Raw genomic sequence first — 16165 nt, 5'->3', positions numbered from 1 at the left:
TATGAAAAAGCAAAACCTACTGCTCATCACTGTTGTATCCTCTCTTGGAGGATTACTTTTTGGGTATGATACGGGAGTAATCAACGGCACCCAGTTTTACTTCAGTAAATACTTTGAGCTAGATGCAATGATGAAAGGATGGGTAGTCAGCAGCGCTTTGGTGGGCTGCTTTTTTGGAGCATTATTTTCAGGGTTAATCAGTAAAGCATATGGTCGAAAGAATTCTTTGATTTTATCCGCCGTTCTGTTCACCATCTCAGCCTGGGGATCCGGGCTGCCGTCTTTTTTGCCTCAGTCCATTCCCTTGTTGGTATTCTTTCGAATTATCGGGGGACTTGGTATCGGGATTGCATCCATGAATGCACCAACATACATTGCGGAGCTATCACCCGCAGCGATCCGAGGCAAGATGGTGACGTACTATCAGTTAGCCATCGTGGTAGGATTCTTTGTGGTGTTTTTGGCAACCTATGCCATCGGTAATTCTGGAGATTATGAATATAATCTCAATCAGGGCTGGCGGTTAATGTTTTGGTCTGAACTTATACCATGTCTGATATTTTTATTCCTGTTGTTTGTAGTGCCAAAGAGCCCTCGCTGGTTAATCCTAAAGGGCAGAGATGAGGAAGCAAAACTGATCTTGGCTCAGTTGCATGGAGAATCCATGGCAGAGAAAGAGTTTAGTGAAATATGCCTTTCAATAGATAAAACAGACAAGCCAAGTATTAGGGATCTGTTCACAAAAGGAATCTTGCCTATTGTATTGATTGGTTCAGCACTTTCTGCATTACAGCAGCTGACTGGAATTAATGCTGTGCTTTACTACGGCGCAGATATTTTTGAGAAAGCCTTGGGTTTCGGTCAGGAAGATGTGTTGAAGCAACAACTTTTATTAGCTGGAGTAAATCTTCTCTGCACATTCATCGCGATGGGAACAGTAGATAAGTTTGGTCGAAAGCCATTGATTTATTTGGGGTGCATTGGAATGACCGTTGGATTCCTGATGTTGGGAGTCACATTAATGAACAATCAAGTGGGAATTTTGTCCTTAATTGGAATTTTGGTTTTCATTGGCTCCTTTGCATTATCTATGGGTCCGGTTGTGTGGGTTTTACTCTCAGAAATGTTCCCTAACAGGATCAGAAGTTTAGCCATGTCCGTAGCAGTAGCAGCACAATGGGGGATGAACTATGTGGTTTCCCAATCATTTCCGGTGATTGTAGAGAGTGAGGCCAATCAGGGTCCATTTTGGAACCAGTCATTGCCTTACTTCATTTTTATCGGATTTATTCTGGTCACCCTAATCCTGACGTACAAGTTCATTCCTGAGACCAAAGGAAAGTCCCTTGAAGAGGTAGAGGGTTTTTGGGTGAAGAGATAACAAAATCCGTAGTACGGGTGCTTAGCACCCAATGCTACCAAAGGAAAACATCAATGTTTGTGCTACTTTTTCTCCCTCACCATTTTCAGCAGGAGTCCAGGTACCCGGGAGTTTAGAAAAAAGATCAATCATGTGCTTATCTACGAAAGGATATCCGGTGGTCTCAGTCAGCTTGACATCCGTTAGATTTCCATTTGAATTAATCGTAAACATGATCTTACCTGCACCTAGCAGATCACCTTCAATGGTGGTGATGATCAAAGCACTTTCGTCTTTTAAATAAGCAAGCAAACCGTCATTTCCATTGGAATATGCTGCTTCTTTTTCTGGAACTACAGTGATAAAATAGTTGAGTTGCTCTTGATCCATTGCATTTGGAAGCGGCATTGATTCACCATAACTGGCAAGGAGTTGTAAATCATCCGAGTATTGGGCTGTTTTTAAAAGGTCAAGTTGTTCTTCTGTTAATGTGAGATTGTTACTTGTTTTAATCAATTCGGTACCATCGGATATCAGTTTGACATCTATCTTTTGAATGGGGTAAGGAGCCCAGTTGGCTTCTTTCGGGATGATGTCATTGATTGATGTTGCATTACTCAAATCCGCTTTAGAGATAGTAGCCCAATACCGTGATCCAATATCGTAAGAGAAATTTAATGGAATAGTTGATCTGATCTCTCTGGTAGCTTCCTTCGTTTCTTCGACAATCGACGTGTCAATTTCTTCCTTTACGTCATTCTTTGGTTTGCCAATGATCCCAATGGCCATCAACCCAAGTGTTCCCAAAATCATTAATAGAATTACGATATTCTTTTTCATGTCTTTTACAATTTAGTTCATATTCTTGATCAATGTTACGTTTATTAAGTGTTTATAGGCATTAACGAAATGTAAAATGATGTAAATCTTATGTAAAACAGTTTTGACTGTATCAGATATAAATAGTTTTGTACCATGCGCTTCAGATTTATTTTTTGTGTAATCAATTGCTTCCTGATCTCCTCATTGATTGCTCAAGATGTATTTACAGAGAAGCATATTGAGGTTTCTCTCCGGATGGTTGGACACAAAATACTACTGAATGCAGGTGACAGCACTTCACGCGTCATGCCTATTGTCAAAGAAGGAAATCAGTACCGAATTGAATTCGAGTCTGAGTTTGGGTTTATTCCGGAAGATCTGGTTATTACTATCAGTGATGTCATGCTCCAATCGAATATTGATGACCGTTACATTGTGGAAGTCGAAGAATGCACTTTCAAACAGATAGTGTACAGCTTTGAAAAGAGTAAACGTGCTTCGCATAATGATCTGGTGGCGTGTAGTGTGAGAAATATGCAGTTAGGCTGTTACAGCTTGATCTTTACATTTTTGGATAGCGCAGTGTCAACAACCAAACTTACGACTGAAGTCGAATCAAAAGCGGATGATGATTTATTGCTTCCTGTTGGTATTGGAGTAATTATACTTTTTGGAATTGGAATTATCGCTTTTGTTAATTCGAAGAAATCGACAAAACCGGATCACCTCATTGAGCTGGGCAAATATCGATTTGATCTGCGGAATGCAGTGTTGATTTTGAAGGAACAAAAAACAGAATTAACCGGTAAAGAAGCAGATCTGTTGCAACTTTTGTATTCATCAATGAATGCACCTGTAAAGAGAGATGCCATTCTTAACAAGGTGTGGGGAGATGAAGGAAACTATATCGGAAGAACCCTGGATGTGTATGTCTCAAAGCTGCGCAATAAACTTCAAGCCGATCCTACCATTAAAATTGTGAACATCAGAGGGGTAGGGTATAAGTTGGTGATTGATAAGTGATATGCGGTTCATTTGCTGAAATGATTCCTTCATTAAACAGTTTTCTTTTTTCCTTTTTTTATTAGTTTCAGGGCCCAATCATAATGACTCGAAGTAGCGGATACTAGGTATGCCAGAAGGGAAGTTGTGCCAGTCCATTTGTATCTCTTTTTTTCGAAAAGTTCATCATTGGAATGCTTTTCAACGATACTCCTTACCTTCTTATGAGAGTCATTTAGCTTTTCGCGAATGGAATTCAAATCAGCATGACGATACTTTTCCCAAATCCATTTGTTTAAGTCAGGGGTTGTTTTCCATGTATATCCTTCAGCAGGTATATGAGGTTTTGCACCGGTCATTCCAACAGAGTACCAATCCAGCATCATCAAATGCCAATGGTGCAAATGAGCGAGTACATCTCGAATATTTCTATTCATAGTGCCAGGTAAGAAATCCGCTAATTGTTCCTGCAGTGAGTAGCTATCTATGAGGTGAATAAGTTTTTCATAGTTTTCTTGACTCAAGCTTAGTAACTCTTCTTTCGTTTTAGGTCTGGCCATGATTGATACAAATCTATTTGCCTTGAAGGATTATCCTTATTTTTTCAACTCAAAAATAGCGGTCTGTTTTGGACCGACTTTGAAGTTGGCAGTCACATCGATTGTCGAATTATCCAGTACATTGACACCCTGTGAATAGCGATCTAGGATTTCAGCAAAGCGATCACGTTTCATTTCTACTTCTTTCTCGTTTCGATTCATAACCACCATGACAGCTTCATTTTCGGTATGTCGGAAATAAACATACGTATTGTTCTCCGGAATAAAATGTGTCAATTTACCTTCATGAATGACTTTCGATCCTTTTCTCCAGTTGGTTAGTTGCTTCACATAGTTGAATGCTTCATTCTCTTTTTTGGTTCTGCCATCAACGGTAAAGACCGATCGTTTATCCTCAGCCCATCCACCGATCATATCGGCGCGTTTACGTCCATCTCCATTTACAGGCTCGTTGGCCAGCATCAGCTCAATGCCATAGTATACCTGTGGGATGCCACGAATCGACATCAGATACGCATATCCCATTTTAAACAAATCCGGGTCTTCATCTATTTTTGTGAAAAATCTCTCTGTATCATGATTGTCAATGAACACCACATTTTTCATCGGATCTGAATACAATCGATCCTGAGAAATGGCATAGTAGAGTTTAGAAAGTCCATTTTTCCATCCAAAATCCTCTGTAAGTGCCTGATCCAAGGCAAACATGATCTGGAAATCGGTTACACTTGGTAATTGTGAATCATAACCATCATCCTGCCCTTCCTTATCTTCTTGCCAGTAGGCTTCATGCCCCACTTTCTCCACCCATGCTTCACCCACAATGTTGAAGTTGGGGTAGGAGGTCATCACTTCTTCTACCCAGTCTGCCAGGTAGTCCTTGTAAGGGTACACATAGGTGTCCATGCGGATGCCATCTACTCCGGAATACTCTATCCACCAAATGGAATTTTGAATGAGGTATTTAGCAAGAATTGGATTACGCTGATTGAGGTCTGGCATTTCAGACACAAACCATCCTTTTTGAAGTTTGTCAAGGTCATACTGAGAGGCATATGGATCAGACTGAACTTCACCTCTGAAATTGGTAGTGCCATATTTTTCTATATCATGAAACCAGTCATCTGAAGGCACATCCTTCATCCACCAATGCTGATCACCAATGTGGTTGTGGATCATATCCATTATCACTTTCATATCCATGGAATGACACTTCCTTACAAATGCTTTGAATTCCTCATTGGAGCCAAACCTTCGGTCTACTTTATACAGGTCTGTAGCTGCATAACCATGATAAGCCCCATATGATGGCTTCATGTCATTCTCAAAGGTAGGAGTAAGCCATACGGCGGTCATTCCTAGTTCTTTGATATAATCCAGGTGATCGGAAACGCCTTTGATGTCTCCGCCGTGTCTTCCGTTTGGATTACTTCTATCCGCAGCTTCCAGCATTCCTGCTACCGTATCATTCTCTGGGTTTCCATTTGCAAAGCGGTCGGGCATCAGCAGGTAAATCACATCACTGGCATCAAAACCCCGGTTTCGATTGGTATCATTTATCCTGGATTTGAGCTCATAGTCGATTGATAACTTGGTGCTTTTTCCATCTTTGAGAGCTATTTTGAACGTTCCCGGTTTGGTTTGCTTAGCTACATTAAGATTAAATACCAGGTAGTTTTTGTTTGGCAATTTTTCAATGGATTCAAGACTTACCCCGGCATATTCAAAAGATGGCTCCAGATCGCCAATTTCTTCACCATGTAGTATAATCTGCAACTCTTCTGTTGGCATCTCTGTCCACCAGAAGGGTGGATCAATGTGCTCAATAGATTGGCAAATTCCTTGAATAGAAGTCAGTATAAATAGGTAGCTTAAAAGATGTTTCATGGTCTCAGTAGAGCAAAAAAAAGCGACGTAATGTCGCTCCTTTGTTATTCAAATAATTAATTAATATCCGTCGTTTTGAACCAATTTTGGATTAGCAATAAGGTCTGAAGAAGGAATTGGAAAAATATCCAAGTGTGCCGGAGTTGATGTTCCAACATCCACACCACCTTTCCACGGCCAGATGTAAGCACCTCCTGAAAATCTTCCAAATCTTACCAGGTCAGTCCTTCTGGTTGCTTCCAGGTATAGCTCTCTTCCTCTTTCATCTAGGATCCAATCTAGATCCACATCACCAGCCGTTACATTGCCACTGTTATCACCGTATGCACGTACCCTTAGTTCATTCAAATATCCTAATGTATTTGCTCCGATCGAACCACCACTTCTAAGCTCTGCCTCAGCAAGCATGAGGTAAGCTTCAGCCAATCTGAAAACCGGATAGTCTGTGCTTACCTGATCCACACCAGGTGCTCGTCTGCCGGTAGATGCTTCTAAATTGTTGAATTTTGGAACTGCCCACCCATCGGTGAATTCACCTACATCAGCGATTTCTAGTGCCTGGCCTTCTGTAAAGAAAATAGCTCTACCATCTGGGCTGTTTCCATCTGGGTCCGTAGCTGCACCCGGAAATAAGCTTACCAGGGAACTAGTTGTTCGATAGCCTGCCCATCCACTAGGCACTCCATAATCGTTTTCAGCTTCATTTGGCGAAGGTGTATCATTTTTTTCATCATCAGACATTGCTCCACCGATTGCGCCTCTTATAATCGTTGTGGTGCCTCCCCATGTTTGTGAAACTAATCCATCATGAACGATAGGCCAGATAATTTCATCTGTTCTGAAATGATTATCTCCCATAAATAATTCTTGATAGTTAGGAGTTATGCTGTAAACTCCAGCGTTGATAACCTTATTCACTTCTGTGATACAGTCTGCATACCTGTCGGTTCCAATGTATGTTTCAGCGTTTAGGTAGAGCTTGGCTTTCAGCATCCATGCTGCAGCCTGATCGATTCTTCCATATTGATGATTGGCCTGACCTGCAGGCAGTAAGTCATTTTCAATTTCAGTCAGCTCAGTTTCGATAAAATTAAAAGTTACTTCGGGATCGACTTGTGTAGGTAGAGCCGAGGTAATGGAAGTAATCAATGCTACATTTCTAAAATGATCCAACGCGTGCCAATAAGAAAATGCTCTAATAAATCTAGCTTCCGCCACATACTCGTCGATAACGGCGATTTCGGCAGGAGTTAGTCCTGATGGTAGGTCCTCTGCAGCTCTTATGAAGTCATTTGCTAACGAAATGGTATAAAAAATTCGGTAGTAAAGCACTCTTACAAACTGGTTATCCGCACCCCAAGCGTGATTGTGTAGATCCCTGATCCCTGAATCGTTCCATGCGATAATTGCTTCATCTGTGGTGAGCTCCTGTGCTTTCCACCAGACACGCAAATAACTTGAAAACCCTTCATCATTGATGATGGTAAGGTCTGGCTGACCTGCGGCACCTTGCTGACCTGTTAAAGTCAAAGAAGCATAAACTTTTGCGATGTAAGATTGATAGCCATCAAAATTTTCAAATGCAACAGATTCAACCAAGCCATTCTTAGGCTCCAGTTCTAAGTCAGTACATGAAACAAATGAAACGATGAGTACGAGAGATAATATCTTTTTCATGTTGCTTTAATTAAAAAGTAAGATTTAATCCAACAATAAATGTTCTTGATCGAGGGTAGAGGTTGTTGTCTATACCTCCTATTCCTGCTTCCGGATCAGCTCCTGAATATCCTGTGATGGTCATCAAGTTAGTAGCTGTTAAGTATGCCCTTGCATTCACATTTTTAATTTTATCAATACGATAACCAACCGTAAGGTTATCAAGTTTTAAGAATGATGCATTTTCAACATAGATATCAGAGAGAAGTTGTCTTTCTGTAAAGTCATTTTCGTATGCTGAAATGTGAATGTTATTTGGAGCAAAAGTATTATCAACCCCTTGGTAAGCACCGTATTGAGAGAATACATTGTTATAGGTGTAGTTACCAATTTGACCTCTGAAAGTAAGAGCCACATCAAACTTCTTGTAAGAAAAATTACCAGTCAATCCAAATATTAAATCAGGGGCAGGATTTTTATATGGCCTTAGATCATCTTCGTTAATCACTCCGTCATCGTTTTGATCTACATACATATCCAGATCGTTTCTCAGCCCATCGTCATTAACATCTTCCCCATCCGGTATAGGATTTCCATTCGCATCTTTCTTGTGTTCATATACGAAGAATGAATTGGCAGGAAACCCGACCTTTAGTATCTGAATGGATTGTCCAACATCACCGGAAATACCTCCTGTAGTATACCCTTGAAAATCCGGAAGATTCGAATTGTCAAGCTTAAGTATCTCGTTTTTGTTGTGAGCAATATTGAATCCCAGATCCAGTTTCATGTCAGGCTTATCGATCACGATTGAATTCACCATTAATTCTATCCCCTTATTTTCCATCTCACCAATATTGGTTACCGCTCTATCTCCGGTAAGCGTTCCAATTGGGAAGGCAATATTGAAGAGCAAGTCAGTTGTTAACTTTCTGTATAGGTCTATGGAGCCATAAATGCGTCCATCAAGGAAGCCATAGTCAATTCCAAAGTTTAATGATCGAGTTTCCTCCCATTTGATATCAGGGTCAACGGCATTTGGCCGGAAAGTATTTATTGTGTCTTGTCCAAAAATGTAGGTTGATCGATCGTCTCCTGGCTGGTACAGGTTTACATAAAGATAATCACCGATTTCTTCGTTTCCTGTTACACCGTAGCTCATTCTCAACTTAAGGTTCGACATTACATTTTCGAGACCTTCTGCAAATGGTTCATCAATAACTCTCCACGCAACAGCAAGTGATGGAAATAAACCCCATCTATTTCGATCACCAAATCGAGTACTGCCGTCTCTACGTAGTGTAGCTGTGATCAAATATTTATCCTGTATGGAGAGATTCGCACGACCCCAGAATGAAATCAATCGATTCTCAAGCTCAAAAATTAAAGGTTCATCGAGGTATTGTCTTATCTCGTTTAACTTCCCATCACTTATAAATGAGTTTGGATCAGAAATATTCAGTACATCCAAAGAGACAGTATCTCTTTTGAATAACGAGCGATCTACATTTCTTGAAAAATCTTGATAAGAGTATCCTGCTATTAAATCCAGTTTACCAAAAGATAATTCAGAATTGTAATTCAAATATGTCTCTAGCAGGTTACTTGTTCGTGAATCTTCAAAAGTGGTAAAGCTTCCATTTTCAACCCCGGCTTTTGTATTAATCAAGCGTGTTACCTGACTTTTACCTATAGAATTATCGTATGCATAGTTCACCTTTACTGATAAACCATCCATGAATGGAAGATCATACGTAAGATTTGCACCAATTAAATTTCTAACTGTTTTTCCAATGTTAAATGTTTGATCCAACTGTGCCACAGGATTACCTGGAGCTAATGGACTGGACCATTCGAAATAACCTCCTGTAGCTGTGTCTTCGGCAAACACGGCCTGGGTGGGGTCAAATACTAAAGCTGATCCTACAACATTCGGCGCAAATCTGTTATTAATGATACTGTGCTTGGTATTCAATCCTATTTTAAGGTCGTCATTCAGAAGATTTTGCGTCAGATTTACATTCCCTGAAACTCTTTCAAGGTTATCTGTCTTCAAAAGTCCATCGATGTTTTGATAGTTGAGGGAGACTCTTCCAGTATTGGTTTTACCTCCGAATGAAACGCCAAGGTTATGATTCATTCCCTGGGCAAGTTGCGTGACTTCATCAAACCAATCGGTATTAGATGAACCGAGCTCATCTTCATTTCTTGGACCTTTTCTTTCTACAGTAAATCTAAATTCTGGCGCACTAAGCATAGTGACACCTTGTCCATTGAATCCTACTGTATAGGAGCCATCATAAGTGAATTGTGGCTTACCAGCTTTTCCTGATTTAGTAGTGATGATAACCACACCATTCGCTCCTCTGGATCCATAAATGGCGGCAGATGAAGCATCTTTTAAAACGGTGATATCAGCGATATCTGCAGGGTTAATAAAGTTTAGTGGATTTCTCACTCCGGCAACACCATCGTTTTCAAGAGGCACACCATCAACTACGTATAGTGGCTCATTTCCAGCAGTAAGTGATGTTCCACCCCTAATTCTAATTGAGATACCTGAACCAGGTGCACCATCATTAGAAATCACTTGAACGCCAGCAACCTTACCTGCTATCAAGCTGGAAGGTGAAGTTAAAACTCCCGTATTGAAGTCTTTCTCACTGATCTTATTAACTACTCCCGTTACATCCCCTTTCTCTACCTGCCCATATCCAACCACTACAATTTCTGAAAGCTCTTGTATTTCGGTATTCAATGCCACATCAATGACAGATCTGTTGCCAACCGTTTGCTCAACAGTCAGATAACCGATGTATGAAAAGACCAGTACCGAATTAGCTGGAACTTCCAAAGTATATTTCCCCTCTATATCCGTTGCAACCCCAGATTGTGTTCCTTTAATTTGAACAGTGACACCCGGAAGTGTAGTGCCGTCACTTGCATCTGTGATAGTACCAGTGACTGTTCTGCTTTGTGCGGTCACGAGAAAGGCAGCACAATAGAATAGAAGGATAAGAAAGGTTTTTCCTGTTAGCGTTCGCCTTTGAAAATTAGATATGATGCTCATTGATTTAATTTAGAATTAGATAGATGAATCACTCCACAATTCGTCCGAAACTTATAAAATTTCAGTATTCAATTTTACCAATTTCGAAACGTAAAACCATGATTTTCAGGGCTTTTTAACTGTTTTTTCTACGCAAACGTTTGCGAATTGCGATTAATTTAAAATGATGAAAATTGATAAAATTTCCGCAAACGTTTACGCTGAAAACTTACTCAATCAGAAGTCTGAACTGAATGGTTTGGCCTTGATCCCTCAATTGAATTTGATAGATGCCGGGTAAAATTGATCGCACATCAATTTGATTATTGGATGGAATTGTGCCTGATTGAATGATTCTACCAGACAAATCTGTGATCTCATAGCTATCGTAGCTATGATCATTGTTAAAACGAATGATTTCTGAAGCAGGATTTGGGTAGATAATTGCTTCTTGAAGATCAGCAAAATCTCCCAACACGATTTCCTGATCTTCAATGTAATTGTCAATAAGCTCTGAAGTGTATATGTACCATTCACCACCACCAAATGTTACTTCGGCACTTGCATCGGTCACTTCTAAAGCCTCTCCAGTAAAGTAATTGTACCATGTTCCTGTAGAAGTAAATTTATGATTAGTCGTTTGCGCTTCGTCATCAAAGTTTCCTATGACATAAATATTAACATCCGGATGATTAATCTTGATGGTTTTGACAAATCCTGCAGGACTCCACTCGAAGTAGTCAGAGCTAATGTAGGATGTCTCTGTTCTTAAGTGAATCAATGATTTATATAAATCAAACAGTTTCTTTCGGTTAGCCTCTTCGAGATATTCCCAGTGGGTAGGTTTAATCCCAAGCCGATCGTTATTAAGTTCTTCATCGTATCCAAATTCACCGAACTGCCAGATCATCTTCGGACCAGGTACAGTTAGAAAAAATGCAGCTGCTAGCTTAGCCCTTTCCAGTGATTGGTTTAAGTCTTTACTCTTGCTAAGTTGCCACATAAGGCGTTCTTCATCATGGCTTTCCATGTATGAAACAAGATTGGGTTCATTCCATCCTCTGTTTTCATGAAAGGTGCTTCCAAGCGAAGTTGAACTTCCTTTGGCTGCATTAATATATGTATGGTTCATGTTGCCCCACAGCAACATGCCATAATCAGCCAACACTTGTTCCTCACTATTGTCAGCAAAATGCTCAAGTATGATATAGGCTGTAGGATCTTCATCCCAGATTATATCCGCAATTCTTTCCCATATAGCTATTCGAGAGTTGTCTTTATTGCCCCATAATCCAACATTCCCCAAAGAATTTCGCTGAGTAAATCCTTTAGAAAGGTCAAATCGATAGCCATCAACATTGTATTCTTCCAGCCAATATGCCACTACACGATCTGTATAATCTTTAGTGTATTGGCTCTCGTGATTCATATCATATCCAACATTGAAATCATGCTTAGGTGTAACATTGAACCAAGGATTTTCAGATGTTGGATTACCATATAATCCTTCATTGTATAATCTAACTAACGAATTACGTCCAAACTGATGATTGAGAACTATGTCCAGAATTACCGCAATTCCGCGTTTGTGAGCTTCATTTATTAGTGTCTTAAGATCTAGTTCGGTTCCGTAGTATTTATCTACAGCAAACATGAATGCCGGGTTGTATCCCCAACTCAAGTTGCCTTCAAATTCTTGTACTGGCATTAGCTCTAAAGCATTTATGCCTAAATCTTGCAAGTAATCAAGTCTTTCAGTTACGGCTTCATACGTTCGCTCTTCGGTGAAATCACGTATCAGCAGCTCATAAATAACTAAATCTTCTTTAGCAGGACGTGTAAAAGGAGCCCATGGAAATGTGGAGGCATTAGTCTGGAGGTAAGAAGCTGCTTCCGAAGTTTCATCGCTAGGGTAGGGTATTAGATTCGGATAGCGATTATCTGATATGATCTCTCCATCATCAAATTGAGAGGAAATTTTTTCTGCATATGGATCTGCGATTCGTATCTCTCCATCAACCAAGTACTGAAATAAATATTCTTCTCCTGAAGTAAGCCCATCTATGGTTAACCAATGCTTGTCTCCTTCAACATTCATTAAGTAATCACTGCTGATTGTCCAGTCATTGAAATCCCCAATGACAAATACGAATGATTTATTAGGAGCTGTTAGGACCAGTGTGGCAGTCGTTGGGTCATTGTCATCATAGTTGATGCCGTCCATCAGGTTAGCTGGAAGTGTTTCACTTTGTGGATTTGGGGTCAATGTATAGGCATAAGAGGTTTCTATCGTTTCAGTTCCGTTAGAAGCAGTGGCTCGAATGGTGTGTACATTACCATCATCAATTATCGAATGGGTTGTAGTCAGACTCGTTGCTTCGACCATTGAAGCGATGGAGCTGTTATCGACAAAAATTTCAATATTGGCAGTTTCTGATACACGCACATCCACATCAATATCAGTGGTATTGTTGTAGAAACCATATTTTCCGCTTGGGTTGTCCATTACAATGGAGAAGCCATCATTGATTTGAGCAATAAAATCTGAGGTTTGACCATCACTCCAGTCATTGCCTTTCAAGAGCATACCTATACTCTCAATGTTTTCTTTAGAAGTGTCTAAAAACTCAGTGGGAGTTAAAGTAATTGAAAAGAATACCTCTCCCGCATTACCGGTTGATCGGGTGAATTTAGCAGGTTCAGTGGCTGGCGAGGTAGATTTAGCAGGATTGATGTTGGAAGGAGCATCTATTCCCTGACCAGGTATCCACATCCAGATCCAGGCCTCATCCAGACTTTGGAGAGCTGTTCCGGTTACCTCATAGGTGATGGTAATTTCTTCATCCGCGGCGAAGAATGCAGGAGTAATTGTTGGGTTTTGAGCGAATAGGCTTGTAAAAGCAACGATTGAAAGAGAAATAGTGAGTATTGACTTCATTGAATGATAGGATTTAGCAAAAAAAAGCTGCTCATCAAGGAGCAGCTTCTTTAATCACTTTATTATAAGAAATTTTAATTGCTTGTTGCAGTCGCTGTGTAAGTTACCCCTCCATCAGCAGTGCTGATAGTAACAGAGTAATCTCCTCCAGCGCTCAATGCAAATGTGTTATTGTTGAACTCTAGCGCAGTTGTTCCATCGATTGCACCTCCTAAGTTGTAATCAAAGCTTTGGTTTACAAAGATTTTCCATCCGCCAGTAGTGTATGTTCCTGATGCAAGAGTTGCAGATGCAAGATCATCATTGTAAGTCATGGCAATACCATTTCCAGCATCCCAGTTACCAACTGGACTTCCTTCACCGATTACCTGGAATTCAGCATCATCGATTGTCATGGTCCAGGAATCACCATTGTCATCAGTAGTTACTACTACGTAATAGAATCCAGAAGCTCCATCAGCTACAAACCAGCTACCATCTCCATTGGAATCAGCATTATCAGTGATATTTCCTGAGTTGTCAGTATATGTAATTGCGTTTGGAATCAACTTGGTAGCCCAAGTGTCATCTGTTCTGAATTTGAATTCGTTATCTGCAGTTCCTCCAGCTATTGGGAAAACACCTCTCCAAGTATGAGTTGTGCCGTTTTGTCCCGTGTAGATAAGATCTTTATCATCATTCCATCCAGCAGTCGCTTCAGTTCCCTGTGTACCAGAACCAATGATTCCCCACGCATAGTTTGCTGGATCAAACGCACATTCCGGAGCATCTCCAGTGCTAGCAAGTGACATTTCAACTACACCTGAATCATCGATAGAAAGTGTAACTGTGTAAATACCATTATCAATAGAGTTATCAGAAAGACCGATGTTAGCACCCCCTTCTACAAGTGCACCAGGAGTACCACCTAAGTTAGTAAGAGCTACATAGCCATTTGCATCATCGAAGCTAGACTTGTCAGTTCTTCTGTCAATTTTCCAGCTATCATTATATCTAACTTTAAATTCAGCGTCTTTAAGAATAATTCCTTCACCTACGAATGTAGATCCTTCCGCCGTAACATCAACAGATGCATCTAAATCAACGTCAGCGTTAAAACCATCACTAGTACAAGCATCAGAGAATACTGCACCTCCAATTACTCCCCATGAATCTACTTTGACCAATAAAGCCTCACTTGATTGAGTATCAAAAATCACATTATATAAACCAGTTTCAGCTACAGCGAATGTAGAGGCTGCACCAGATAGATCTACTACCGTATATGCACCAGTGTAATCATCAGTGTTATCAGCTTCATCATCATTGTAAGTAGAAGTAGCTCCACCGTATACGTCTGTTGCGTTTTGATCTGCAACATCTACGAATATGTAGCTTCCAGCTTCTAGATAAGTGTAAGCACTAAAATGACCTGAACGCTCTTTCGTTGCGAACCCATCATCTTCAACCATTGTCGCGTTAAGTTTATTTCCTGATACCGCTGTAGTGTCGCTACCAGCTACCCCAGCAATATAAAGTCCATCGGCAACAGTAAATGATCCTTCATCACCTCCACCGATATCAATTCCACCATCATCATCTCCACATGATGAGATGAAAATTAGGCCCCCTAAAACCATCAAAAAACTCAGGGATTTTAATGCATTTTTCATCTTGATTTGTCGTTAATTTTTAAGTTAATTTTTACGAGTATTTATGTCAAAAAATTGATTATTTCTGAACACTCACAATCCGAATTTTATGAATTATGAAATTACAGACAACACTTTCACGAAGTTTTTGCAGACTTTTTTTTCTGCAAACGTTTGCGTTTCAGACTTTTACAAAGCATATGGTCAAGAATTGAGGCATTTCACTATATTTCTAGCATGAAAAGGCAAACAACTACCATCAAAGATATCGCAAAAGAATTGGGTATATCACCCTCAACGGTATCACGTGCTTTAAAGGATCATTTTGAAATCAGTGAAGATACTAAGAAAGCCGTTAGGCGTGTTGCAGAAGAATTGAACTATCAACCGAATTCTCTTGCTTTAAGTCTGAGGTACAGTAAATCCAATACCATTGGAGTCATTGTTCCTGAGATCGTACATTTCTTTTTTTCAACAGTGATCAGTGGGATTGAAGACATTGCCCAAAGTAAAGGGTACAATGTGATCATCACCCAATCGAATGAATCTGTCGAGCGAGAGATGATGAATATTCAGACCCTATTTAATAATCGGGTGGATGGTGTGCTGGTATCACTCTCCAAAGAGTCTTTTGATTATTCACATTTTGAAGTAATGATGCAAAAGGGATTGCCGATCGTTTTCTTTGATCGTGTACCGGATACTTTGGATACGAGTAAAATAACAGTTGATGATTTTCAAGGAGGTTATCAAGCAACGGAGCATTTGATTAAGCAAGGCTATAAACGAATAGCCCATTTGGCTGGACCTCAAAATCTTGACATAACCCTCGAAAGATTAAATGGATTTAAGAAAGCACATGAGGATGCTGGACTTACCATTGAGGATAGCTTGATCGTTTATAATCAAGCATCTAACGAAGGAGAAGCTTATGCGGCCACTTATGAACTTTTAAAAACTCAAAAACCTGATGCCATCTTTGCATCTAATGACTTAGCGGCAATGGGGGCGATCAAGGCAGCACAGAAATATGGAAAGAATGTTCCGCAAGATTTCGGGGTTGTTGGATTTAGCAATTGGCAGTTCACTGCATTAACCAATCCTTCAATTTCAACCATCGAGCAACCTGGTTTTGAGATGGGGCAGCATGCAGCAGAACTTTTGATTAAACAAATTGAATCGGAGGAAGAAGAAATTACCAGTGAGAGCATGAAGCTTGGAACCAATTTGTTAGCCCGCGATTCATCAAAAAAAGTATAA

General features: G+C 40.1%; 10 protein-coding genes. 3 read left to right on the top strand and 7 right to left on the bottom strand.

Annotated features, from left to right (window positions below; translation table 11 throughout):
* The first annotated feature begins 1 nt into the window (after nucleotide 1).
* Nucleotides 2-1381, top strand: a complete 1380-nt coding sequence (locus tag ACOMC3_RS10675) for a sugar porter family MFS transporter (RefSeq protein ID WP_420315875.1) — start codon at nucleotides 2-4, stop codon at nucleotides 1379-1381.
* Nucleotides 1382-1402: 21 nt separating this feature from the next.
* Here the strand turns inward: ACOMC3_RS10675 and ACOMC3_RS10670 are convergent, their stop codons facing one another.
* Nucleotides 1403-2200, bottom strand: coding sequence for an energy transducer TonB (locus ACOMC3_RS10670; protein ID WP_420315874.1), 798 nt, complete (start codon nucleotides 2198-2200; stop codon nucleotides 1403-1405).
* A gap of 135 nt (nucleotides 2201-2335) precedes the next feature.
* Here ACOMC3_RS10670 and ACOMC3_RS10665 point away from each other — a divergent pair, with 135 nt between their 5' ends.
* Nucleotides 2336-3205, top strand: coding sequence for a winged helix-turn-helix domain-containing protein (locus ACOMC3_RS10665; RefSeq protein ID WP_420315873.1), 870 nt, complete (start codon nucleotides 2336-2338; stop codon nucleotides 3203-3205).
* A gap of 32 nt (nucleotides 3206-3237) precedes the next feature.
* On the opposite strand, the gene ACOMC3_RS10660 is transcribed toward ACOMC3_RS10665, so the two are convergent.
* The 6 genes from ACOMC3_RS10660 to ACOMC3_RS10635 all read right to left on the bottom strand — a co-directional run bounded on the left by ACOMC3_RS10660 (nucleotide 3238) and on the right by ACOMC3_RS10635 (nucleotide 14926).
* Nucleotides 3238-3744: a ClbS/DfsB family four-helix bundle protein gene (locus ACOMC3_RS10660; protein ID WP_420315872.1), complete on the bottom strand. Its 507-nt coding sequence runs from the start codon at nucleotides 3742-3744 to the stop codon at nucleotides 3238-3240.
* Between the two features lie 36 nt (nucleotides 3745-3780).
* A complete protein-coding gene (locus tag ACOMC3_RS10655) occupies nucleotides 3781-5631 on the bottom strand; it encodes a glycoside hydrolase family 13 protein (protein WP_420315871.1) in 1851 nt (616 codons plus the stop codon).
* A gap of 60 nt (nucleotides 5632-5691) precedes the next feature.
* Nucleotides 5692-7308: a RagB/SusD family nutrient uptake outer membrane protein gene (locus tag ACOMC3_RS10650; protein ID WP_420315870.1), complete on the bottom strand. Its 1617-nt coding sequence runs from the start codon at nucleotides 7306-7308 to the stop codon at nucleotides 5692-5694.
* A 10-nt stretch (nucleotides 7309-7318) separates the two neighbouring features.
* Nucleotides 7319-10357, bottom strand: coding sequence for a SusC/RagA family TonB-linked outer membrane protein (locus ACOMC3_RS10645; RefSeq protein WP_420315869.1), 3039 nt, complete (start codon nucleotides 10355-10357; stop codon nucleotides 7319-7321).
* Nucleotides 10358-10565: 208 nt separating this feature from the next.
* Nucleotides 10566-13274: an alpha-amylase family glycosyl hydrolase gene (locus ACOMC3_RS10640; RefSeq protein WP_420315868.1), complete on the bottom strand. Its 2709-nt coding sequence runs from the start codon at nucleotides 13272-13274 to the stop codon at nucleotides 10566-10568.
* A 74-nt stretch (nucleotides 13275-13348) separates the two neighbouring features.
* Nucleotides 13349-14926 (bottom strand): hypothetical protein, encoded by a 1578-nt coding sequence (locus ACOMC3_RS10635; protein WP_420315867.1) that lies wholly within the window; start codon nucleotides 14924-14926, stop codon nucleotides 13349-13351.
* Nucleotides 14927-15142: 216 nt separating this feature from the next.
* Here ACOMC3_RS10635 and ACOMC3_RS10630 point away from each other — a divergent pair, with 216 nt between their 5' ends.
* Nucleotides 15143-16165: a LacI family DNA-binding transcriptional regulator gene (locus ACOMC3_RS10630; protein ID WP_420315866.1), complete on the top strand. Its 1023-nt coding sequence runs from the start codon at nucleotides 15143-15145 to the stop codon at nucleotides 16163-16165.

Source organism: Ekhidna sp. (genome assembly GCF_965212185.1).
Classification (GTDB): Bacteria; Bacteroidota; Bacteroidia; order Cytophagales; family Cyclobacteriaceae; genus Ekhidna.
Note: the sequence above shows the minus strand (reverse complement) of the source record. Positions and strands in the feature narration are given on the sequence as shown.